The organism is Saccharophagus degradans 2-40, assembly GCF_000013665.1.
GTDB classification, from domain to species: domain Bacteria; phylum Pseudomonadota; class Gammaproteobacteria; order Pseudomonadales; family Cellvibrionaceae; genus Saccharophagus; species Saccharophagus degradans.
This window is the reverse complement of the sequence record NC_007912.1, coordinates 2452715-2476177: the sequence shown is the minus strand read 5'-3', so window position 1 is coordinate 2476177 and position 23463 is coordinate 2452715. Positions and strand designations below refer to the sequence as shown.

At 46.4% G+C, this 23463-nt stretch carries 18 protein-coding genes; 10 read left to right on the top strand and 8 right to left on the bottom strand.

Going from position 1 to position 23463, the window contains the following annotated elements; genetic code table 11:
* Window positions 1-375: 375 nt before the first annotated feature.
* The 6 genes from SDE_RS10345 to SDE_RS10320 all read right to left on the bottom strand — a co-directional run bounded on the left by SDE_RS10345 (window position 376) and on the right by SDE_RS10320 (window position 8707).
* Window positions 376-1623 carry a tyrosine-type recombinase/integrase gene (locus SDE_RS10345; RefSeq protein WP_011468446.1) on the bottom strand — a complete coding sequence of 416 codons (1248 nt, stop codon included), beginning with the start codon at window positions 1621-1623 and terminating at the stop codon, window positions 376-378.
* A gap of 198 nt (window positions 1624-1821) precedes the next feature.
* Window positions 1822-4365, bottom strand: a complete 2544-nt coding sequence (locus tag SDE_RS10340) for a DEAD/DEAH box helicase (RefSeq protein WP_011468445.1) — start codon at window positions 4363-4365, stop codon at window positions 1822-1824.
* Window positions 4366-4419: 54 nt separating this feature from the next.
* Window positions 4420-5526, bottom strand: a complete 1107-nt coding sequence (locus SDE_RS10335; protein ID WP_011468444.1) for a three-Cys-motif partner protein TcmP — start codon at window positions 5524-5526, stop codon at window positions 4420-4422.
* A gap of 12 nt (window positions 5527-5538) precedes the next feature.
* A complete protein-coding gene (locus tag SDE_RS10330) occupies window positions 5539-6810 on the bottom strand; it encodes a three-Cys-motif partner protein TcmP (RefSeq protein WP_011468443.1) in 1272 nt (423 codons plus the stop codon).
* Window positions 6811-6837: 27 nt separating this feature from the next.
* A complete protein-coding gene (locus SDE_RS10325) occupies window positions 6838-7581 on the bottom strand; it encodes a phage Gp37/Gp68 family protein (protein ID WP_011468442.1) in 744 nt (247 codons plus the stop codon).
* A 79-nt stretch (window positions 7582-7660) separates the two neighbouring features.
* Window positions 7661-8707, bottom strand: a complete 1047-nt coding sequence (locus SDE_RS10320; RefSeq protein WP_011468441.1) for a DNA-binding protein — start codon at window positions 8705-8707, stop codon at window positions 7661-7663.
* A gap of 225 nt (window positions 8708-8932) precedes the next feature.
* Between SDE_RS10320 and SDE_RS10315 the strand changes: the two genes are divergently transcribed.
* Window positions 8933-9913 carry a site-specific integrase gene (locus SDE_RS10315; RefSeq protein WP_011468440.1) on the top strand — a complete coding sequence of 327 codons (981 nt, stop codon included), beginning with the start codon at window positions 8933-8935 and terminating at the stop codon, window positions 9911-9913.
* Between the two features lie 8 nt (window positions 9914-9921).
* On the opposite strand, the gene cadR is transcribed toward SDE_RS10315, so the two are convergent.
* On the bottom strand, window positions 9922-10326 hold the full coding sequence (cadR, locus tag SDE_RS10310; RefSeq protein ID WP_011468439.1) for a Cd(II)/Pb(II)-responsive transcriptional regulator: 405 nt from the start codon (window positions 10324-10326) through the stop codon (window positions 9922-9924).
* A gap of 72 nt (window positions 10327-10398) precedes the next feature.
* On the opposite strand from cadR, the gene SDE_RS10305 reads away from it, so the two are divergent.
* From SDE_RS10305 to SDE_RS10270, 8 genes are all read left to right on the top strand, one after another.
* Window positions 10399-11310: a cation transporter gene (locus tag SDE_RS10305; RefSeq protein ID WP_011468438.1), complete on the top strand. Its 912-nt coding sequence runs from the start codon at window positions 10399-10401 to the stop codon at window positions 11308-11310.
* A 43-nt stretch (window positions 11311-11353) separates the two neighbouring features.
* Window positions 11354-11719, top strand: coding sequence for a hypothetical protein (locus SDE_RS21915; protein WP_011468437.1), 366 nt, complete (start codon window positions 11354-11356; stop codon window positions 11717-11719).
* Between the two features lie 73 nt (window positions 11720-11792).
* On the top strand, window positions 11793-13061 hold the full coding sequence (locus tag SDE_RS10295; protein ID WP_011468436.1) for a TolC family protein: 1269 nt from the start codon (window positions 11793-11795) through the stop codon (window positions 13059-13061).
* Between the two features lie 56 nt (window positions 13062-13117).
* Window positions 13118-13372, top strand: coding sequence for a hypothetical protein (locus tag SDE_RS10290; protein WP_041324581.1), 255 nt, complete (start codon window positions 13118-13120; stop codon window positions 13370-13372).
* Window positions 13372-14448 (top strand): efflux RND transporter periplasmic adaptor subunit, encoded by a 1077-nt coding sequence (locus tag SDE_RS10285; RefSeq protein ID WP_011468434.1) that lies wholly within the window; start codon window positions 13372-13374, stop codon window positions 14446-14448. The genes SDE_RS10290 and SDE_RS10285 overlap by 1 nt, the downstream gene beginning before the upstream one ends.
* Before the next feature lie 12 nt (window positions 14449-14460).
* Entirely contained in the window at window positions 14461-17592 is a 3132-nt protein-coding gene (locus SDE_RS10280; protein WP_011468433.1) for an efflux RND transporter permease subunit, read from the top strand.
* A gap of 74 nt (window positions 17593-17666) precedes the next feature.
* Complete coding sequence (locus tag SDE_RS10275) at window positions 17667-18548, top strand: cation diffusion facilitator family transporter (RefSeq protein WP_011468432.1); 882 nt, start codon at window positions 17667-17669, stop codon at window positions 18546-18548.
* Window positions 18549-18664: 116 nt separating this feature from the next.
* On the top strand, window positions 18665-20578 hold the full coding sequence (locus SDE_RS10270; RefSeq protein WP_011468431.1) for an FTR1 family protein: 1914 nt from the start codon (window positions 18665-18667) through the stop codon (window positions 20576-20578).
* A 237-nt stretch (window positions 20579-20815) separates the two neighbouring features.
* On the opposite strand, the gene SDE_RS10265 is transcribed toward SDE_RS10270, so the two are convergent.
* A complete protein-coding gene (locus SDE_RS10265; RefSeq protein ID WP_011468430.1) occupies window positions 20816-22990 on the bottom strand; it encodes a heavy metal translocating P-type ATPase in 2175 nt (724 codons plus the stop codon).
* 205 nt (window positions 22991-23195) lie between these two features.
* Between SDE_RS10265 and SDE_RS10260 the strand changes: the two genes are divergently transcribed.
* Window positions 23196-23441: a heavy-metal-associated domain-containing protein gene (locus tag SDE_RS10260; protein WP_011468429.1), complete on the top strand. Its 246-nt coding sequence runs from the start codon at window positions 23196-23198 to the stop codon at window positions 23439-23441.
* Window positions 23442-23463 lie beyond the last annotated feature (22 nt).

Genomic DNA, 23463 nt, shown 5'->3' with positions numbered 1-23463 from the left:
GGGCTCAGCCATTCTCTTCAAAAATATTTCATACAATTTTAGAACGAATGATGCTGGGAAAAAAGTAGTCTGTATTCATTTGGATGTTCTCGTCTTTAAGTCTGTTCATAAGGAGACATCGACAATCGTTTAGGCGGTAGCTGATTGATATGGCTGGTTTTTGAGAGTTGAAATGTATATGACCTAAGCGCGGTAGGTAGGAATGAGGTGGGATCAGTTGCGGTGGGCTTTGAATTGCCTGGGAGGATTGGCTAATATGCGTGTCGACCGGATATGAGTTCCTCCTGTCGAAAAACATGTAATGGAATCTGCGAAGCGCCCTAGGTGGCCAGCGATAAGAGCAAATAGCCTACAGAGCTTGAGAGCAGCAAGTCACTAATTTACTTTCCTGTTTTTTCCGCTTTCAGCACGAACGCGATTTTCTGTCTGTACATAGATGGTGTCGGTGGTCGCCATACTTGAGTGTCCCAGATCTTCAGATAAATCTTTCAGAGCGCGGCCGCGCTCAACTTCCATACTTGCGCCGGTGTGCCTCAACCAATGCGAGGAAGCTTCTCGCAGCTTGCGCGCATTGTCTTCACCCTCAGCGTTCTTCATTTTCTCGTAGGCCATATCAAAAACCTGCTGGACGATTCGAATGAGCTGTCTGGATGTCATCCCGCCCTGACCACGGATTTTTTCGACAATAGGATGATTTTCGCCTGAGGATGGTAGGGGGCTCAGGCCACGAAATTGCCGGTATCGTTTGAGATAATCGATAAAGCTGTTTGGGACCGTAATGTCTCGTAGTTTTCTACCTTTGCCAAATATTTTCAGCCACCAGTTACCGTCAGAGTCCTGCCAAAAATGACTCATCACCGGTGTCCAATTTGGGCGTTCGGACAGCTCAGAAATACGTAAAAACAGCGTTTTTAGCGCGGTAATCACAAACAAGCTGCGTTCGTAAATTCTGTCTTGATTTGCCAGCTCCAACGCAACATTAAAGACATACTGCCACTGAGATTCTGACAAGCGCCTAATTTCTTTGACCTGAGCATCCTTGATGAAATGACGACAATCAGACTTGGCGATTTGTGCCGGATTACCGTATAGATACTCTTCATTCATCAAAAACTTGTAAAACGCAATCACGGCGGTAAACATGGCTGCGAGCGTCTGTTGAGATGGCTTATATTTTTTTTTGTCTAAAATCTGGTCGTCCGAGGCTTTCTTGGGTAGCTGAAGTTTGAATGGTGCCCACAAGGGATTCTGTGTGTAATGCCCGCTATGGAAAACAAACTTTTCATGGTTCGCGGTGCAGATCCAGGAAACTGGCGGCTGCCAACAAAAGTCCGCGTATTCCAGAATATCGGCCTTGCGCAGTTGCTCCATAGGCTTGAATTTAAAAAGAAAAACCCATAACAGGAACCGTTCGGTTTCGCTCCTGAATCGCGTGAATGTGTGTTCGGATTTGTTTCGGCCGATATAACTGAGGAACTCTCGGCCCCAGCTCCAGTGGGTTTGCCACCAGGTTTCACCAGAGTCAAGAAACTGCTTGAGGTCCTTGTATTCACCAAAGTCCAGCGACTTGAGTTCTGGATGCGCTGGAAATAAGGCGACTGGCTTGGGAATGTTGGTGGGCATGCGAAATACCTGTGATATTTGGATACCTATAGTTTAGCGGCTTTGATATGCTATGTCGAATACTGACAGGTATGTGAAATTAATAAGCGCATTATCTAAGGTATGACTACCCCCCTGTCGATTAGTGGCCGCCAAGCTCCGAAGTTTCCACCTGAACGATTCAATTTGACCATTATTGATGATTTGCTCGTCGAGCACTTAGTTAACTAACAGAGTTGATTCAAAATAGTATTCAATCAGACCGTCAGCGTCTAAATTGTGCTGGTGTATAGACTGATGAATAAAATTATCTGACAAACTCTTTAGGTCACTGTTTTTGAATCCCAAAACAAACGCTCGGGCATTAGATACAAGGTTCTTCAAACCGCGCTCTCTAAGCACTACCACCGATTCATTGAAACCTGTATTTGATTTCACTTTTTTTGTTGGAATAATGATGGAATAAACTACCTTTGCGCCTGGATAAAATCGTTTAAACCAAGCGATGTTATTATTAAATTGACCCGTTTCATCTTTTAAAATCTCAGCACGCGTTAGCAGCACTTCACTTTTACATTCGATAAATAGATATTCACCGTTTTTGATAGCCCATAAATTGTCAGGTCCAGACTTCCAATTTGAGTCTGGTCGCTCAGTATTAAAACCGAGAAGCTTGCCCAATTCGTCAACAGCACTTTCGAATCGCTCTGATTTAACACCAAAAACTAAACGCGAAAACACATCGTCCATATAAACAAGAAAATCCTCGAATTCGTCGTACTGACCAATTAGGCTTTTAATATTTTCTATCCGCTCATGCGCTTTCAGATCAATCTTTGTGAACTGGTATCCTTCCGGGGGAAGGAATAATCGTTTATTGGTCCTGTGTGCGTTCACTTGCATCGCCATTCCTTCGACGCGATTTTGAGCGTATAAATACCGAGACATTTCTTGTAGATACCATCCGCGTTCTTCTTTAGAAAGCGTGGCAGAGTGTTTGTCAAGCAAAACTTGGATCGCGTTGGCTGCGTCAGTGTGTTTTCCTTCTGAGTGATAACATTCTGCCTTGCGCTCCTGGATGAGCATCTCATCGCTGATTTCGGTAGATCGACTATCATCGAGGTCAATTGAATCCATATTACTAATATAAAACTGTTTCCAAGATTCATCTCGCCCCAACCCTTGATTAATGACAGAGATGAGCATTTGAATATAGTTTTGCGACTCATCCATGTCTTCTCTTGCGTACTTTGCTAAGTCTAACCCTATGTCGATTTGTTTGCGTGTTTGTGGCGAGAGGTATGGCCGAGACCCTTTGAAGCGTATCTGTTTGACGAGATCGTTGCCAAGAAGCAAGACGACACAATAGTCTTTTTCGCCCCTTACTGCGCGCCCTAAGCCTTGCTCAATTGTTTGTGCGGTTTTGATTTGTGTAAAGGTGCTATTAGGGATACAGCATTCAATATATTTTTCGGTGATAGTTTCTGTGATAGGTAGCGAATCGATTACCAAGATACGGCACATATTGTCAGGAAGGTCTACACCGTCATACTTGGCTGCCATAACAACAGGGCTTGGAAAGTGCCCTAGTTTTAGTTTTTCCACTTCCTCTAAAAGATTGCTTGCGTCAACGGCAGTCGATCCAAGGCTTTCCCATATTTTCTTATGCCAGTTGCTGGGAGTAATGGCGACTACACCATAATTTGTGTTCCGCCATTTACCTATCCAATTTACAAGAGATTCTCTTGTTAAGCTGCCATCGATTAGTGAGGGAATCAGCACCATCTTTTCGCCAGACCATTTTTTATCAAAAGTTAATGGCATCTCTATAACCTCCTTGGTCAATCCAAGGTCGCGAATAAAAAATGAATCGTTTGAAATGGTTGCTGACATAAATACACGATGAGAAGCGTTGTAAAATGCGCCGAACATCTCCATCGGTAATAATCTTGGTGATATTTCAATACCCGCGCCAGAAAATACAGCCGTGCAATTATCAAGATTATCCTTTAATAAATCCCAGACAAACCATACTGATTTATCCATACTTTTATTGTACTTTGAAAGGATCTGAATAACTTCATCTTGTTTGCTCTCCCATTCCCAGTAAGGCACGGCAAGTATTGCGCTTTTAGATTCATTGCAGATATCTGCATAGGTTCCAGCCCCTTGGCTTTTTAGAGCGTCACCGAAAATCTGTAACAACTCGTGGTAGCAATCTGACGATCGCGGTATTCGGAATTTACTAGCTGTTTTTATGATTTCAATACAGCTGTGTGCGTCATCCAAAAGGATGTTTTCAACCTCTATCGAATCCTGTCCTATGCCGAAGTTTGTGCTGCGCCCGTTAAAAACTATTTGGGCGTGCGTGATCAATATTTTTTCCCCGTTGATAAAATCTTCCGGGAGTCCATTCTCATTTATTGCACAGTGGTGGATACCGAATTCATCCGCCTGTATGCGAACCTGGTCGGCTAGATACTTGTTTGGACAAATATACAAGCACGATCCCTTTTTCTGGTTTATCTTCGATTGCAGTATCAATAGCCCAATGAGAGTTTTACCTTCTCCGGTTGGTAATTTCAATATTACGTCGCGTTGATTTCGGTAATTTACAAACCAATTATCCAAAACGGCATTTTGGACAGGTACGCGAAGAGGACCTTTGTTGGCATTCCTATCCAGGGTGTCGTAAATTTCGCATGGATGTACCTTTTTTTCCGTTCCCTTGTTAGGTGATCGTTTTTCAAAGTTAATTGGCATAATCTGTCCTCAAGCTTGGTTCGTAGCAATGAGCATCTAATAAGTAAGTTACGTTCATGGGAACACGCATAAAATATTGTCCGCAAAGCCTCTTTTCGATTTCCTACCACTTGTTTTTATCAAACCCTCTTCCTCCATCTCCTTTAACACAGTTTTATAATGTTTATTTAAAAATGGCTTATCGATACTGTGTTGACGGTAAATATCTATCATCGTTAGAGACTGGCCGGAAAAATCCAACAACAGCAAATCTTTTAGTGAGTTCAAAGGTCTATTCAGCTCAAAAAGTAATCCCTGTGAGAGAGCCGCAGCAGGCATGTACTGAAACGACGCCACTCCTTGGTGATCGGTGGAACTTTCTTTTGCCATGATTTCCTTCATCACTTCATATCCTTTAAAGTGCTTTGTTACAAATATGAGGTGATGAGTTGTCCTTTTGCCACTCTCATTTTTGAAACAAAACGGTAACACATAACGGTGACCATAGGTTTTGAGCGCATTTGCAATGCCTTCGACGATCAATGCCTCTCTCTCTTCGGGGGGCAAACCTGTAACACGGTCAATTAAAGCTTGTGTATGTGATTCGAACAACGCTTCCATGTGTCTTCGTACCTTTGAATTTGAAAGACCCGCGTTGATACGAGCATAGTTAAAAAAGAAAAGGCAGTCACAGCCCCAATCTTTTAAAAAAGCGTTTACGAGTCTAAGGGATAAACCTTTGTATCCCCAGGGGTCAATAAAAGCGAGTACCGGTATGACACTCATCTTCTCGAACTGGAGCGCAATATTGTCCCCTACTTCCTCATTCCAAATCTGAGGAGCATGCTTTAATAACTTGATTTGTTCCAAATCACTAATTGCTTCTGATAGTGTTCTTACATGATTTTCGTCTTTGTCATTAAAGATTGTGATAAGGCGATCATGTAGTTGCTCATTTTGTAATGCTGTATTTAAAACCCGTAGAGGAGTTGATATAGCGCCATCTTTGTATCGGCCGGGGCCAGCAAACAAGTCAACATACCCGATTTTCTGAGCATGTTGATGGTAGCGCTTTTGCGCACCAGTAATAATCTGCGACCAGGCACCAAAGTACTTTTCTACGATGGTTGCTTTGACCAAAGACTGTTCTCGGGTTTCATCAAAGAATTTATCGCCTTTCATTTTCCTATCCGTCTAAAGAATAAAGATTGATTTTTGATTGTACGAGATCAGGTCCTCTGCTCTTGCTTGATTAGCAGAGTTCAGGTATTTGCCTGTCGAGTTTAATATTTTTATTTCTTTATTTTTTAGGCTGCTAGTGAGCGCCCGTCGAATCTGATGTTCGGCGGCGGGAGTATAGCTGCCTATCTGGTCAACCAGACAAGAAAAAGGAATTGGTTCATTTAAATTGAATATGTGCCGTGGTATATCTTCGGATAAGCGTCTAATACACCTTGTTTCTGCGTCGCTGCTGAAATCAAATTCAGTCATCAAGTCAAAACTACTCTGTCCAGGTGTTTCCGTCGCCGTATACCCAAGTGAAAATATTCCCTCTGCCATGTGGTGTGAAAAAGACGAGTTTGAATGCTTCCAATGGAGCGACATCATAACGTCACGGGCTCTATAAACTTTGGAGAGGTGGACAAGCCAGTACGTGAGACCGTTTTTAGGCGTCACAAAGAAAAGCGTGATGTGCCTTGCCCCAGACGCCTTGTAGATTGCATTTGCAAGCTGCTCTTGAACTGCTGCCTTCCCTTTTCCCGCCTCCTTCAGCGCAGCGACGCGCCTCCAGTCAATGTATTGATCGAGGTGAATGTTTTCTAAAGCTTTTCGATTTGAATCGCATTCTGAAAAGTAATTCATCAAAGCATTTACATTAAACGTCAGAATTACTTCACTGCCTTTTAATTTTTCCAGGATGTAATTTACTGTGTTAAAAGGAACATCTTTATATGCATACTGGTCTAGTATGAAGAGGCATCTCTGGGCTTTATTTCTTTTATGGATTGCATCAATTACGGCAGGCGCGGCGCGGGCAAAGATATCGGTGTGCAGGAATATGGTCTCGCCGAGTCCTCCTTTAAAGTGGGACTGCTGAATTTCATTTTTAAGAAATTCAGTATGTTGCTTTATACAGTCAATAAAAAAGTAATGTGCATCTATGGAACGCCGCTTAATTCGACCCTGATTAATACGCTCCTCAACTTCTTTAATCGCATTCAAAATGACAAAAGGAGAGCCATCAACGGTATCGTTTGTCAAAATATCCCTATACTTTCCACCACCGGAAAAGCCATCAACAATTGATAATCTCAACCCTTCAATCGAAGTGTTGCTCATATACACTTCAACGTAGCGTTGAATGTAGTCCGAAATGATGCGATGCTTTGCTTGGCTATGCTCATCTAATTCAGGCAGTGGTTTGCCAACAGCCCATGTATATTTTTCCTTTTTCTTTTTGGGCACGCTGTTTTCCTTTCGTTATTATTAAACTTATACAGCTATCGCAGGTATTTGATTCCAGGTTTGGCCTTGCAGAGTTCTTCCGTTTGCTTGTTTTGACCTTTTGATCCCGTCCTCACCCCAGGCGCCCCACTGCTTGAAGAAAAAGTCGGTGCCGGCACGCTCACATTGCGATTTAATTTTGAGAACCCAGGATTCTTCCATCGGTCGGGCTTTAACACCTGATTCACCACCAACTATAACCCAATGAATTCCTCGCAGACTAATTCGTCCTACGTCTTCTAAAAGTGGTTCAATTGACAGGAATCGGGTTTTCGCTCGAATCCGCTGTAGCTGAGCGATCCTCGGTTTTCCGTATTGTTTGTCCTCTACAGACACACCTAGCCAGGCATTATCAGGTGCTCGCCTCGTTTCAAAATACTCCCTCATGCGTTCAGCTCTTTTGGTCAAGATTTGAAACGCATGTTGAGGAGCCTGATCAATAACCGCCATCACTTCATCAATATAGTTGAAGGGCACTTTTTCATGGAATAAGTCACTCATTGAATTGACAAAATAGACAGTGGGCTTTTTCCTCTGCAGTGGTTGATCAAGTCGCTCTCTCATCAGTGATATAGTCGAGAATCCACGTTCATAGCCGCTAACGCCCATAGCTTGCAGACGCTTACTCATCACTTCAGCGTAACAATACTTGCAACCCGGAGACACCTTGGTGCAGCCTGTGACTGGGTTCCAGGTTTGTTCTGTCCATTCAATTTTACTGTTGGTAGCCATATCTAACCCCCTACGATATACTGTATGTATGAACAGTATAGCGCTGCAGTTATTTGGTTTATATGTTTGAGCCATAAAGTCATTTTCCGCCTCCGAGGGATGCCTGCAACTGTACCAGGCGCCCCTGAAGTACAGCTTTTTCTTCAGAAATTTCTTTATTCTCAGCTTCAAGACGATCTGCATATTCACGAATCTCTTGAAGATCCGTCTCGACACCCTGTAACGTGGCGCTTTTGCTCGCGAGCCGCTCTTTCAGGCTCTGAACTTCAGTCCTAAATTGGCTGATATTTTGGTCAAATTCGATAATCTCTTTGTTCTTGTTACCGCATTCTGCTTCGAGTTCTTTGATCCGCGTTCCGCAGGACTCCAACTTGAGTCGCAGCTCCTGGTTTTCATAAACAACTTTCTCGGCCTGACCTTGAGCGTTATCATACCGCGATCGATAATCTTCCTTTTCTGTCTGAGAACGTGTCAATTGCATAGTCAGGCTTTCTACTTGAGACTGTAACTGCCTTAGTTGAGATTGAAATTGGTCTCTTTCAAGCTGGCGGTCCTCCGCCGTTCTCTGCTGATAATGCTCAAAATGATCGCGCACCGCTCTGTTTTCATCCTTTAACTCAGAAAACGTTTCTTTAAGCTCCTGCACACGGGCTTGTAAAGCATCACGTTCGGACTCGGTCACCGCGAAGCGGGATTCCAAGCCGTTAAGCTCACCGTTTAATTTACGAGAATTAGTTTCAAGATCAGTGATTTGCTGCTTTAAGGTTCGTTCTCGACCCAAGGCTTCAGACAGTTCTTTTTGGGTGTCAGCAAGTGTGCGTTCAAGCGCCTGGACTCGGGACTGATAGTCCTGCTTCGCCTGCTCAACCGCTTCTTCTGATGCTTGCTGGACGCGGTCGCGCAAGGATTTTACGGCACTGATAAGATCCGAAGGCAAGCCACTATCAGACTCCTCGATGTTCAACTCAGCATTGTTTCGCCACTGTTTTAATAAAGGCGCGATGGTGCTTTTACTACCCGTTCCGAGCTGCTCCCGAACGCGATCAATAGTGGGTTCGCTGCCTCGCGCTTTAACCGCTTCAGCAGCTCGACTGATGTCATAGTAAGTCACACCGGGTCGGGCCATTAGTTTTACCTGTGAGAGAATTTGGTACCATATTACGTATTCCGTAATATAACATAATATAACGATTATGAAAGTATGCTTGAGATTAATTTTCTAACCACCGATAATCACCCTTATCGTAGGTTAGGATGAATCCGGCTGTTTTTAAGATTCGGCACTTCAGTACACACCCCAAAACCCGGCTATTCATGCCCTGGCGTGAATAAATATGGTGGTTGAGATCCAATGAAAGAAACAACACTACAAAGCACCACTGGGCTGCCCGTTCCGAATGAGTCAGATACCATTCGGAAATACATCACTGCTGCAACCTCTGACAACACACGTAAAACCTATCGTTCTGCCATCAAACAATTTGAAAAATGGGGCGGTCGATTACCGAGTGATCCACAAACACTGATCCAATATTTACTCGCCAGGGCGCAAGCATCCAGTATTCGAACCCTGGATTTACACCTCACAGCAATCGGGCAATGGCATCGCTATCAGGGGATGGAAAATCCGGTGGATGCGCCCCTCGTGCGTAAAGCAATGGAAGGGATACGCCGTACTCATGGGCAACCGAAGCGTAAAGCCAAGGCCTTACGTCTGGAGCATATCGGGCAAATGGTAGGTCACTTGCAGCAGCAGCCAAACTCCAACAAACGAGCAAGGGATCTGGCGCTGGTTTTGAGTGGATTTTTTGGCGCTTTCCGCCGTAGCGAGTTAGTAGCTATTGATATAGATGATCTATTGTGGGAGCCCGAGGGTTTAATTGTCAGAATGCCGCATTCCAAAACCGATCAGGAATCCGCCGGTCAGATGCGCGCCCTCCCCTACGGCAACAAAGGGGTTTGTCCGGCCGCGGCAATCAAGAGCTGGATAAATATAGCAAACATCGAATCAGGTCCACTGTTCCGCCCGATCAACCGCTGGGATCAAATAAAGCAGAGACGTCTGGGTGCAGGAGCGATCAACGATCTTCTTAAAGCGCTTGGGGCTAACTGTGGTTTTGATTTCGTTCCGGACTTAAGCAGCCACAGCTTGCGTAGAGGGCTTTCAACGTCCGCAGCAAGAGAGCGTGTGGATTTTGAACTTATTAAAAAACAGGGAGGGTGGAAAAGTGACGCCACCGTTTGGGAATATATTGAAGAGGGACAGTTGCTGACCAATAACGCCACGCTGGTGTTAATGGAGAAACTGGCGTTACACATGCGCAATGCATGAATGTTTGATTACTTCGAACCTTTTTGCTGCACCAGACTCCTGATGATGCCGCAATCCTCCACTGTTCGGTTTTCCGAGCAGTTGTTCCGGAGGTCGTGTAGTTGCCGATGAAGGCTTTGAAGCTCGTCTATCCTTTCTTCGACCTGTTGAATATGCTGATCAACCATCTCATTGACCTCGCCACACGTGGAGCCAGGTGCTTGGCTGAGCGTGAGCAAATGTCTCACTTCGGGCAGAGAGAGATCAAGACTACGACAACGCTTGATGAACATTAAGCGCTCTTCTGCTTGATGGTCGTACAGGCGAAAGTTGCCATCACTTCGGGCAGAGGAACTTAATAACCCTTCCCTTTCATAATACCGGATGGTTTGAATGGAACATCCACTGCGTTTCGCAAGCTCACCAATTTTCAATAACGTCACCCCTTGACTCTATAGTTACTATAGAGTGTAAGCTTGGCTTCATTGTTATTTCAAGGTCTATTTATGACATCTGACGCCTCACAATGCTGCGGTTGCCAAAGTGACGAAGCGGGCTCACCGTCTTCAGGATCAAACCTGCAATCGGATAGCCCTTTGGCTGCGCTAAATAATGTGAGTGTGTTTGACGTACCTAAGATGGACTGTCCTTCTGAGGAGAACCTCATACGGACAGCATTTGCGAGCTTTGGGGAATCGGTCGCCTTCGAATTCGATATCCCTAATCGGAAAGTGCATGTCTATTACGCTGGCTCACCTGAAAAGGTCGAAATGGCCATGGAATCCGTCGGGCTCGGCGCCCGTCGCATATCGCATGAACAGGTCGATACTGAAAGTGCGAAGGAGATACAAGAAGACGCCAGAATTAAGGATGCGCGCGAAGCCTGGGTATTGAAGTGGCTACTCGGGATTAACGCCGTGATGTTTTTCTTTGAGCTTGCCGTGGGCATCGTGGCGCAATCTGCGGGGCTGATCGCGGATTCTCTGGATATGTTTGCGGATGCTGCGGTCTACACGGTGGCACTCTATGCTGTGGGAAAAGCCGCTCACGCCAAGCTTAAAGCTGCGCATTTATCCGGCTGGCTCGAAGCGGCTCTTGCTGTGGGTCTTTTGATAGAAGTCGCCAGGCGTACCTTTATGGGAAGTGAACCGGTCTCGATGCTGATGATAGGGATTGGCAGCCTGGCATTAGTCGCAAATGTGGCGTGTCTCCTGTTAATTTACCAAGTACGAAATAATGGCACACACATGAAGGCCAGCATGATTTTTTCAGCCAATGACGTGCTTGCCAACGTAGGGGTTATCGTTGCGGGTGGCTTGGTCGCGCTGACGGGGTCGCAAATTCCGGATCTGGTCATTGGTGTTATAATTGGACTTGTGGTGTTGAACGGTGCTCGACGTATTCTTTTGTTAAGATAACGCGCATTTACCATTAACCTGAAAATCAGATAAATTGAATTTAATGCTGAAACGTGTCCTGACATACGTTGTGCTCACACTGGTTGTTCTGCAATCCGCGGTGGCCATGGGCGATGCACATCAGTTGCACCAGTCAGGCGCTGAGCACCTGGTTTTTGACGAATCCCATCAGCATACCGAAGGGAATATCCTCGAAAAGCAACACGATCGGGATGTTCAATCAGAAGCGCCCGTTTCGGACAAATGGGATTGTCACCACTGTTGTCATTGTCATGGCCATTTTTGCCCGGCCATTCTGTTTGCGACCGAACGTATTCAACTAGCCAAGAACTCATCCCCAGTGCCCGATTACGCGGAAAGTACGTTTCCAGAAACCTACGAAGCCTTCCTGCGCCCTCCCAAAGCCTAAGTCCTTTCAAGCAGTAAAACTCAACGTATTCACCCGCATTAGCGGAAAACACGACTTAATTCAGGACTTATCCATGCGAGATTCCATTCTCTACAGGTGTAGACGCACCTGGCTGTGGCTTGCGTTTTTACTCTGCAGTTCGACACCGGCTCTAGGTGCAGAAAACGCCGACACACTGACGTTAAAAAAAGCGTTGGCACTAACGCTGACGCACAACCCTCAACTTTACCAATACCGTTTTTCCAACGAGGCGCTGAACGCCCAGCGGCAGACCAACGCCTTGCGCCCAGCGTTAGCACTAGAGCTGGAGGTCGAAAACTTTGCCGGTTCGGGCAGTAACCAAGGCCTTGATGCGGCGGAAACCACGCTGGCGTTGTCTTCAGCGATCGAGCTGGGCGGAAAACGCCAGGCACGCCTTTCTTATGCGGATGCCCGCATAAACCAGGTGGAGTGGGAGCAGCAAGCCGCGACCCTCGACGTGCTCGGAGCATTAACCGAGGTATACATCGAAGGGCTGGCGACGCAGGCCAACATTCAATTGGCCGAAGAATCTTTGACCTTATCCCAATCACTGCTGAAGACAGTGAAAACACGGTCTGCACGAGGCGCCACACCGGAAGCGGAAGTGATGCGAGCCCAAGCAGCGCTCACTCGTGCAGAGATCCGACTCGCTGCACTACAAGAGCAGTTTGAACGTCACAAAGTGCAGCTCGTAAGATTCTGGGGAGAAACCACCGCAAATTTTGCCACGCTGGAAGGCAGTCTTTATAACTTTGCGGCTACTAACAGTTTTAATCAGCTGTACGCACGCGTCCAAACATCGCCCGCCATTCAGGTACTGGCCAGTGAAGCGCGCATCCGGGATGCGCAAGTCTCACTGGCCCGCGCAAATGGCCGTAGTGATTTAAGCTGGCGAGTTGGCGTAAAACGTTTTGAAGAAACGGGGGATTCGGCATTTACCGCCGGGCTTTCCATTCCATTGTTTTCCGGTAAACGCAGCAACGGCGAAGTAAAAGCTGCACTTGCTAACCGTAACGCTGTGGATTACGCCCAAAAAGATCGACTATTGCAACTGCATGCGCGGCTTTTTGAAGCGTGGTCTCTCAGAAAACAAAGTATTTCTGCGGCAAATCTTACTCGAAAGGTTGCCATTCCCGCATTGGAAAAAGCACTCAGACTGACGACTGAAGGTTTTGAGAGCGGGCGTTATCGCTACCTCGATTTAATCGCCGCCCAGGAAGAATTGCTCGCCAGTAAGCAGGCACTCATCGATGCCGCTACAACAGCCCTTGTGAGTCAGGCTGTTATTGAAAAGCTAACCAGTGAAGCCCTCAACCCTTAATGTTTAAACCCTTTTATTCAGGTTTGATTCGTATCAGGCCTTAGGAATCTATGACTATGAAAACCTTATTCATCACATTACTGACTGTACTTATTTTTACCCTCACTACTGCAGCTTTCGCAGCAGACGACCATGATCATGACCATGACCATAAACATGAGAAATCCGAAAAGCATAAAGAACATCATACTGAAGGCGATCACGCGCAACACGACGATCATGTAGATCACGAAGACCAGGACTCAGAACACCCTGACGATCATGATCACGCACATGACAATGCAGAAGAAGAAACAAAGGGAGACAAATAATGAATGCCTTAACAACATTGTTCCCTAACAAAAAAATTAAAAAGAAAACGTTGGTTTTAAGTGTGCTCTTTGCCCAGATGCTGCTATTCAGTATTTCGCCATTAAATGCCTGGTCGAAAGAAGATCACGATCACGAGCATGAAGCATCAGAACAACATGCACCGCACCATGAAGATGGTGATCATGACGAGCACGAGGACCATGTTGATCACGATGATGATGGACATGATCACGGTGCTCATGGAGAAGAAGACGAGCACGGGCACGGTGAGGAAAATACTAGCCGAATAGAAGATTCAATGGCCAAACAAGTGGGTATCGTTACTTCTATGGCGAGTTCGCAGGAGCTTCATCAGACCATCACGGTATACGGCGCGATTGTTTCAGCACCTGAACAACTGAGCCATGTGCGTGCGCGTTTTGAGGGTATGGTTAAGTCAGTCAAGGTCACGCTTGGCGATCGTGTAAAAACGGGTGATGTATTGGCTGAAATTGAATCCAACGAAAGCCTGAAAACCTATGCCATCCGCTCGCCCATTGCCGGGAGAATCGTTCAGCGTCATGCCAATACCGGCGAAGTGACAAAAGATCAGGTTCTATTTTCCGTCGCGAATTTTGACACTGTTTGGGCGGAACTGCGTGTTTATCCCGCGCAGCAGTCTTCCGTCACAGAAGGGCAAGCGGTTCACGTTTTAGCAAGTAATCACAGCGTGGAATCCACGGTGGACCATATTGTGCCGTCAATGGAATCCCCTTATCTGGTGGCGCGCGTCAAGTTGGCCAATAGCAAACACGCTTTATCACCGGGCTTAATGATCGAAGCGCGCGTGGAAACCGGTCGCTTTTCGGTTCCTTTGGCGGTAGTAAAAGATGCGGTGCAAACGCTGGGGGGACGCCAGGGTGTATTTGTTAAGGCCGGTGATGAATATCGCTTTACGCCACTTGTATTAGGTAAAAGTGATGATCATTTCTATGAAGTTATCGATGGGCTTGAAGCGAACAGCCAATATGTCAGTGAAAATAGCTATTTAATTAAAGCTGATATCGAAAAATCCGAAGCAGAACACGATCACTAATCGAGGCGCGCTATGATTGATTCTATTTTGCGCCTCGCGATCGAGCGGCGCTTACTGATTTTATGTTTTATTTTTCTCATCGTCGGTGTCGGTGTGTGGAGTTATCAAAAACTCCCCATTGATGCCGTTCCAGATATCACCAACGTTCAGGTACAAATTAATACAGCAGCACCGGGTTACTCACCACTGGAATCGGAGCAACGCATTACCTATCCCGTGGAAACCGCATTAGCCGGCTTACCCAACCTTTCATACACACGCTCTCTTTCACGCTACGGTTTGTCGCAAGTGACGGTGGTGTTCGAGGAAGGTACAGACATTTATTTTGCACGCAACCTGATAAACGCCAGGCTCGGCGCAATAAAAAGTGTCCTCCCGCCAGGGCTTGAGCCTGAGATGGGGCCTATCTCCACGGGCTTGGGTGAGATCTTTATGTACACAGTGCAGGCCGAACCCAACGCCAAAATGGCCACTGGTGAACCCTATACCGCGACCGCGTTACGAGAAATCCAGGACTGGATTATCAAACCGCAGCTTGCGCAGGTGAAAGGTGTTATTGAGGTCAACAGTATTGGTGGATATAACAAGCAATACCACGTCATGCCGGATCCCGCAAAGTTACTGGTTTATAAGGTCAGTGTCGAAGATGTCGTACACGCACTACAAGCCAATAATGACAACCGCGGTGCGGGTTACATTGAACGCAACGGCCAACAACTGCTGGTGCGATCACCCGGGCAGCTTGGCACTGTTGAGGACATTGGCAATGTGATCATCACTGAACGCGATTCTGTTCCAATCACGGTGAAGGATGTTGCGGACATCGGTATTGGCAAAGAACTGCGTACCGGTGCGGCGACACGCGATGGTGTGGAAACCGTTTTGGGTACCGCGATGATGTTGATCGGCGCTAATTCGCGTACGGTGGCTCAAGACGTGGCGAGCAAGCTCGATGATATTCAAGCCTCCTTACCCGAGGGCGTAGTCGCCGAAGCGGTATACGACCGCACCGCATTGGTTGATAAAGCGATTGCCACCGTTTCCAAAAACCTGATGGAAGGGGCACTTCTGGTCATCGTTGTGCTGTTTCTGCTATTAGGAAACTTTCGCGCGGCTTTAATTACGGCAGCGGTCATTCCGTTAGCCATGTTGATGACCATTACTGGCATGGTGAAAACGGGGGTATCGGCGAATTTAATGAGCCTCGGCGCATTGGATTTTGGTTTGATCGTCGACGGTGCTGTCATTATTGTTGAAAACTGTGTTCGCCGCTTGGCCGAGAATCAACATAAAAACGGTCAACAAGATTTACGTGAACGATTAAGCACCGTTTTTGATGCAACGTCAGAAGTCATTCGCCCCAGCTTGTTTGGTGTAGCCATTATTACCATCGTTTACATTCCAATATTCAGCCTCACCGGGGTTGAAGGAAAAATGTTTCACCCGATGGCTGCAACGGTGGTCATGGCATTGCTTTCGGCCATGGTACTTTCGCTCACAATTGTTCCAGCTGCCGTTGCCGTGTTTATGAACGGCAAGATCAGTGAAAAGGAAAGTATTGTCATCACCAAGGCCAAATCGGCTTACCGCCCGTTACTTAAACTTGCGCTTAAATTCCGCTGGGCTGTGGTGAGTTTTGCTACCTTCTTAGTGGTGTTTTGTTTGTGGTTGGCGTCAACATTGGGGTCTGAATTTATTCCGCAACTGAACGAAGGCGACATTGCTTTGCACGCGATGCGTATTCCGGGCACGGGGCTTGAGCAAGCGGTGGAAATGCAGGAAATTCTTGAGAAAAGAATTAAAGCCTTTCCTGAGGTGGAAAAAGTCTTTGCCCGCATCGGTACTGCGGAAGTGGCGACCGACCCAATGCCACCCAATGTCGCAGATAACTTTGTGATACTCAAACCACGAAGCGATTGGCCAGACACCTCCAAAACCAAGGATGAGCTTGTGGAAGAAATGGAACGCGCTCTGGAGGAGTTGCCAGGTAACAACTACGAGTTTACCCAACCGATTCAGATGCGCTTTAACGAATTAATTTCGGGTGTGCGCGCGGATCTGGGCATCAAGATATTTGGAGATGATCTGGATCAACTGGTATTGACGGCAAACGATGTGCTTAAGGTTGTTAATGGGATTGACGGCGCTGCGGATGCGCGCGTTGAGCAAGTCACCGGCTTGCCGACACTCTCTGTGATACCCAATCGCACTGCCTTAGGTCGCTACGGATTAAATGTGGCTGAATTACAGGACTGGGTGTCGGCAGCAATTGGTGGAGAGTCCGCAGGAATTCTTTATGAGGGTGACCGACGCTTCGAACTGATTGTACGCTTGCCGGAGACCACGCGACGTGACATCGACCGATTGAAGTTTCTACCGGTCCCGCTTAAGAACGGCGAGTACGTGCCGCTTGAAGAGGTGGCAACGCTTGATATCTCCCCTGCCCCCGCGCAAATCAGTCGTGAAAACGGAAAGCGCCGTATCGTTGTTACCGCGAATGTGCGCGGTCGGGACTTGGGCAGCTTTGTAAAAGAAGTACAGGAAAGTATTCGTGAAAAAGCGGATATTCCACCCGGTTATTGGCTGGATTACGGCGGCACTTTTGAACAGCTGGAATCGGCTAGTCAGCGGCTGTCCATCGTTGTACCGCTAACGCTGTTGGTGATTTTGGGTATTCTGGTGATGGCGTTCTCTTCCGTCAAAGATGCCTTAATCATTTTCAGCGGTGTACCGCTCGCACTCACTGGCGGTGTGTTGTCCTTGTATTTACGTGATATGCCGATGTCCATATCAGCCGGCATCGGTTTTATTGCGCTTTCCGGGGTGGCCGTACTCAACGGCTTGGTCATGCTCGCTTTTATTCGTCAGCTCTGGCATGAAACCGGCCAATTTAACGAGTCGATTATTGAAGGCGCAATGATTCGTTTACGTCCGGTGTTGATGACGGCACTGGTCGCGAGCCTTGGCTTTGTGCCAATGGCATTAAACACCGGCACCGGAGCTGAAGTACAGCGACCGCTCGCCACGGTTGTCATTGGAGGCATTATTTCCTCGACGATTCTGACTTTATTGGTGCTGCCGGTTTTGTATCAATGGGTTCATCGCCGAGAGGCAATACAACATACTCTTCATCATCGGGAGTAATGCCGTGACGATTGGCCCCGGTGTTTGCTGGGGCCATCTATCAAACAACTTATAATCATTGCACAGGAGAAACCATGCATTCTCACTCACATGACGACAACAGCAGTGCAAGAATCGGCTGGGCGTTTTTCCTCAACGTTGGTTTCACGATCATAGAATTTATCGGCGGCATACTGACCAACAGCACCGCAATTATGGCCGATGCCGTCCACGATCTAGGAGATAGTTTATCAATTGGACTGGCCTGGGTATTGGCAAAACTTGGAAACAGGCCCGCCTCGCAAAATTTTTCCTACGGGTACAAGCGTCTTTCGTTATTAGGCTCATTGATTAACGGCATCGTTCTGATTGCTGGTTCAGCCTGGGTACTGCACCAATCCATTCCTCGTTTATTCGATCCTGAAATGCCAGTGACAGAGGGCATGCTGGCACTGTCCATTTTCGGTATCGCGGTAAATGGTTTTGCCGCATTTAAGCTTAGCAAAGGAAAAACCCTGAACGAGAAAGTGCTCAATTGGCATCTGCTAGAGGATGTGTTGGGATGGGTCGCCGTTTTTATAGTATCGGTCGTACTTATGTTTGTGAAATGGCCAATTTTGGATCCTATATTAGCAATCGGGTTTACTCTGTTTATTTTGTTCAACGTCATACGCAATGTGGGCACCACCTTAAAACTCTTTTTACAAGGCGTGCCGGACAAAAATCTTGCGAGAAAAATTGAGCGAAAACTCAAAGATGTTCAGGAATTTCAGCGTTTCCACCATTTGCATTTATGGTCGCTGGACGGAGAACACCACGTGCTCACTGTCCATATTGAACTGGAAGCCGATGTTTCACTGGAAGACCAACGAAACTTAAAAAGGCGCTTATCGCAAGAACTTGCTGAGTTTGATTTAAGCCATACTACCGTGGAGTTTGAACTGTATAACGAGCCTTGCAGGGATCATTCGATTTGAGCTCAACTGAAGTTAGGGGTGAAATACGGCCGGTTCGACAGCTTGACTCTATACCAACTATAGACTTTACAATTGAGAGCTATTCTCATCAAAGTTGCTGCACTCGAGGTTTTATCGTGTTCTTTCTTTCGTTCAAGCGTTACAACATTCGTCTGGTATCCGCTCTGATTCTTATTTTGTCAGGACTGCGCTGCTTGGCCGACACGTCAACCCCGGATTTCCGCCAGATGGCGCAACTTGCAGAGTACGTGGGCGTTGATTATCCGGAAGCGGTGGCCAATGGTGAAATTATTAATGAGGGGGAATATCAGGAAATGCTGGAGTTTTCCCGCATTCTGGTAACAGAGGCGCAACAAGCCAAAGCTACCACGATAATTTCCAGAGCCCAAAAATTGGAAGCGGCCATTCATGAAAAGCAGACGCCGGAAGTCATTCGACAATTGGGCAGAGAGTTGCGCAGTGAATTATTGATGCTCATGCCTGTATCATCTCAGCCCTCACAGCTCCTTCCAATCAGTGAGACTCATTCCCTGTTTCAAACACATTGTGCTGCCTGCCACGGAGCGATGGGCAAAGGCGATGGTGTTGCAAGCGCAGGACTCGAACCGCCGCCAACAGATTTTACTGATCGAGAACGTGCAATGAATCGCTCAGTACTTGGCCTTTACGATGCGATTACCGACGGAATCAAGGAAACGGCCATGGTCTCTTACGATCAGCTCAGCGAAGAGCAGCGTTGGTCCCTCGCATTTTATGTAGGTGGTCTCGCATTTGAAGCAAACGCAGAAGAAGGAGTGAACGCTACCGACCTCTCCATTAAAGAGCTGATTAATCACAACCCGATACAGTTAGCGAACGGAGATTCTAATACGCTAAAGAGTGTCATTTACCTGCGCGCACAACCGAGTGCTCTTTTTACGGAGAAGCCATCGCCCTTGCAAATTGCTCGCGATCAACTGTTGGCCGCACGCGCTTCATACAACAAGGGAAACTATGAAGAATCCAATCGACTGGCCGTGAGTGCCTATCTCGACGGGTTTGAGCTGGTAGAAAACAGCCTGGATACACGAAACCCCGATCTCAGGAAAGACATCGAAGCCAATATGATGGCGCTGAGAAAACAATTTCGGGAAAGTTCAAACCAGGAACAACTCAATACACTCCTCGATATTACTTTGGCCCAGCTGGAAACGGCAAAACGACAACTATCTGCAGACAGTCTTTCTAACGCTACGCTGTTCAGCGCAAGTTTAATTATTTTATTACGCGAAGGGTTGGAAGCCTTGCTTGTCACTCTGGCCCTTGTCTTGGTATTAATCCGCTCTGAACGACGCGACGCGCTTAAATTTGTCCACGCTGGCTGGATTACGGCGCTCATTGCCGGTGGGGTAACCTGGTGGGCGGCACGATCGCTCGTCAATATTAGCGGTGCCAGTAGAGAGGTAATGGAAGGTGTTGCCGCTTTAGCTGCGGCGTTGGTGCTATTTTATGTCGGCGTTTGGATGCACAGCAAATCCAATACCATACAGTGGAAGGCGTACATTCAAAAACACGTTACTCAACGGTTAAAAACCGGAACATTGTGGGGAATAGCTACACTCGCATTTGTCGCCGTGTATCGAGAAGTTTTTGAAACCGTGTTGTTCTACGAAGCGCTACTGACCCAATCTTTACCAGCTCAAAACCCAACGATTATCGGGGGTTTCCTTGTTGGCTTACTCTGTTTAAGTATCATCGGATGGATAATGGTTCGTTACTCAATAAAGCTTCCTATTGGACGGTTCTTTTCCGTAACCACGTACCTTCTTGTTGGCTTGTCCTTCGTATTGATAGGAAAAGGGGTAATAGCTCTGCAGGAAGCGGCTTTCATTGACGCGTCCCCACTTCCGATATCATTTGAGGTTGACTGGATTGGCTTAAAATCCACATGGCAAAGCTTAATGGCCCAAATCACTATACTGGTGTTATTTTTGGTGTTCATGCTGGTTTCTAATCAACGACGAAAACCAGAAACCAGTTCAGATTTTTAAATCACTAATAATGCCTACTGTTTAATTTAGAGAGCAATCCCGTCTAGCGTATGCAGAGGTACACTTATTAAATATCTGTATCTCTACGTGCAAAACATTTTAGATTAGAGTGATTATTTTGAAATTGATAATCACTCCTAAATTAAAGTTATCGAACATTTCAAACTTCAGCACCCGAAATAGTTTTGTCGCTTTCAAACGTCAAACCATTTTGATTTCTACTGTAAGTCAATTTGTTCATGTGATTTTGACAAGTCTGAGAAGCAATGCATTGAGCACAACACTCACACTACTAACAGCCATAATAGCTCCCGCCACCATCGGGTTAAGCAATCCAAAAGCAGCAAGCGGAATTCCAACCAGGTTGTAGATAAACGCCCAAAACAGATTCTGACGAATTTTCTGTTGAGTTTTTTTAGCAATGGTAATAGCTTCAACAACCCTCAATGGATCACTTTGCATTAGAGTAATACCCGCAGTTTGCATCGCAACATCGGTACCCGCCCCCATCGCTATGCCTACATGGGCCGTTGCTAATGCGGGAGTGTCATTAATGCCGTCTCCGACCATGGCCACTTTTTTACCCTCCAACTGAAATTGACTCACCACGTCGGCCTTGTGTTCTGGCATCACTTCCGCTCTAACAAAATCAATACCCAATTTAGCGGCGATAACGTCCGCACTGTCTTGTGTGTCGCCAGTGAGCAGACAGGTTTGTATCCCCAATTCGTGCAATCGACTGACGGCTTCAATTGCACTGGATTTAAGCGTATCCTGGAATTGCACAAGACCACAAAGCTCAATCGTATTGGGTTTTATTTGTCTCGCGACCCACGAGAGCGTATTGCCTTTTATCGCAAATTCTTCGCTATAGTCTTCGAGTAAAGACGCTTCAATACCGACGTTTAACATCAAACGTTTATTGCCAAACCAGTAATTACCCTCTTCTAACTGACCGCGCATTCCAAGGCCTGGCAGGGTATGAATCAACTCGAAGCGCTCGGCGATAATGGATTCTTTTGTTGCATGATCGAGCAGTGCCTTTGCAAGTGGATGTTCGCTGCCCTGCTGCAGACCCTTTAAATAACCCAGCAACTGTTTTCCTTCTCCAACAAATGCATCGATCTGTTCGACTCTGGGTTTACCCTCCGTCAAGGTGCCGGTTTTATCAAAAGCGACCACATCAACATGTTCTGTGGACTCCAAAATTTCAGCATCTTTAATAAGAATACCTCTTTTGGCAGCCAATCCCGTCCCTACCATAATGGCGGTTGGCGTCGCCAGACCCAGTGCACAGGGACAAGCAATAACCAGCACGGCTACAGCACTGATAATCGCTTGCGTCCAATCGCCGGTAACAAAACCCCAAGTCAACAAAGTCACCAGTGCAATCACTAAAACAACAGGCACAAAAACAGCGCTGATACGGTCGACTAATTTTTGCAAAGGGGATTTTTTTGCCTGTGCGGACTCCACTAAATGAATGATTTTTGCGAGTGTACTTTCCGCATTGCTGGATGTGACTTTTACAGTAAGCAAACCATCGATGTTAATTGAGCCGCCGATCACTTTATCGCCTTCCTGCTTTTCAACCGGTAGACTTTCACCGGTAATCAAAGCTTCATTGAGATAACCGTTACCAGAAAGGATAACACCATCGGCAGCCACCCTCTCCCCAGCTTTAATTAAAATAATATTTTCAATTTGCAATGTGTTTGCGGGAACAATTTTCTCAATACCGTTTTCAATTAAATTAGCGTTTTCAGGCCGAAGATCTTGAAGAGCGCGAATGGCATTGGTGGTTTGATTTTTGGCTCTGGCTTCCATCCATTTGCCTAGAATAACTAGCGTGATGATCACTGCGGATGATTCAAAATACAAATGTCCTGCATGACCGATAAGAATGTTATAAATGGACAAGCCATAGGCCGCGGATGTACCAAGTGCGACCAGGCTATCCATATTGCCACTGCGCGCCTTTAACGCAGCGTAGGCACCACGATAAAAGCGGAAACCGAAGTAAAACTGCACAATAGAAGCCAACATTAATTGCAACCCAATTGGCAGTAACCAGTTAAAGCCGAACCATTCCCCTACCATTGGCAGCATCAAAGGGATGGTCAACATCCCTGACAAAATAAATAAACGACCACCTTGGTTTGTAGCGTTGACTGACGACGCGTCCTCCATAGCGATTGCTTGATATCCAGCATTTTTGACCGCTGCATAAATAGTGTCTTGAGAGGTGTCAGCACCGACTTCAACTTTTCCAGTTTCCGTCGCAAAATTCACACTGGCACTGCTCACCCCATCGGTTGCCAGCAGCGCCTTCTCAATACGTCTTACACAGGACGCACAGGACATCCCCTCGATTTTAAATTCAAAAGATTGATGGTCGGTTAAAGGTTTCATCGCAAGTTCTCCTTAGGATTTATTGCAGCTTAATCCTTGCCATCGTGGGAAAGTCAACAAGTGAGTATGGCTAAAAACCCGCAAACTAACATCGCATGAGATACGGAAATTTTTTGATGAATTAGTCTTGACCTTACCACAATGGGAGACATCAAACTGAAAGCATCCCATCCGGGATTGCAAAGAATTTAACGAGGTTTACCTTATGATTACCTTTAATGTTCCCGATATGACCTGTGGTCATTGTGAAAAAGTGATAACCAAAGCGGTTAAAGAAACAGATGGCAATGCAAAAATCCATTTTGATATGAAAGCGAAAACGGTGGCGATTGATTCGTCTTTTCCTTCACGACTTTTACAGCAAGCAATTGAAGCAACGGGCTATGAAGTCACCGTTGAAGGAAGTAACGATAAAAACAGCAGCAGCTGCTGTGGACATTGCAGTATTTGATACGTCATACAGGGTTGCCTGG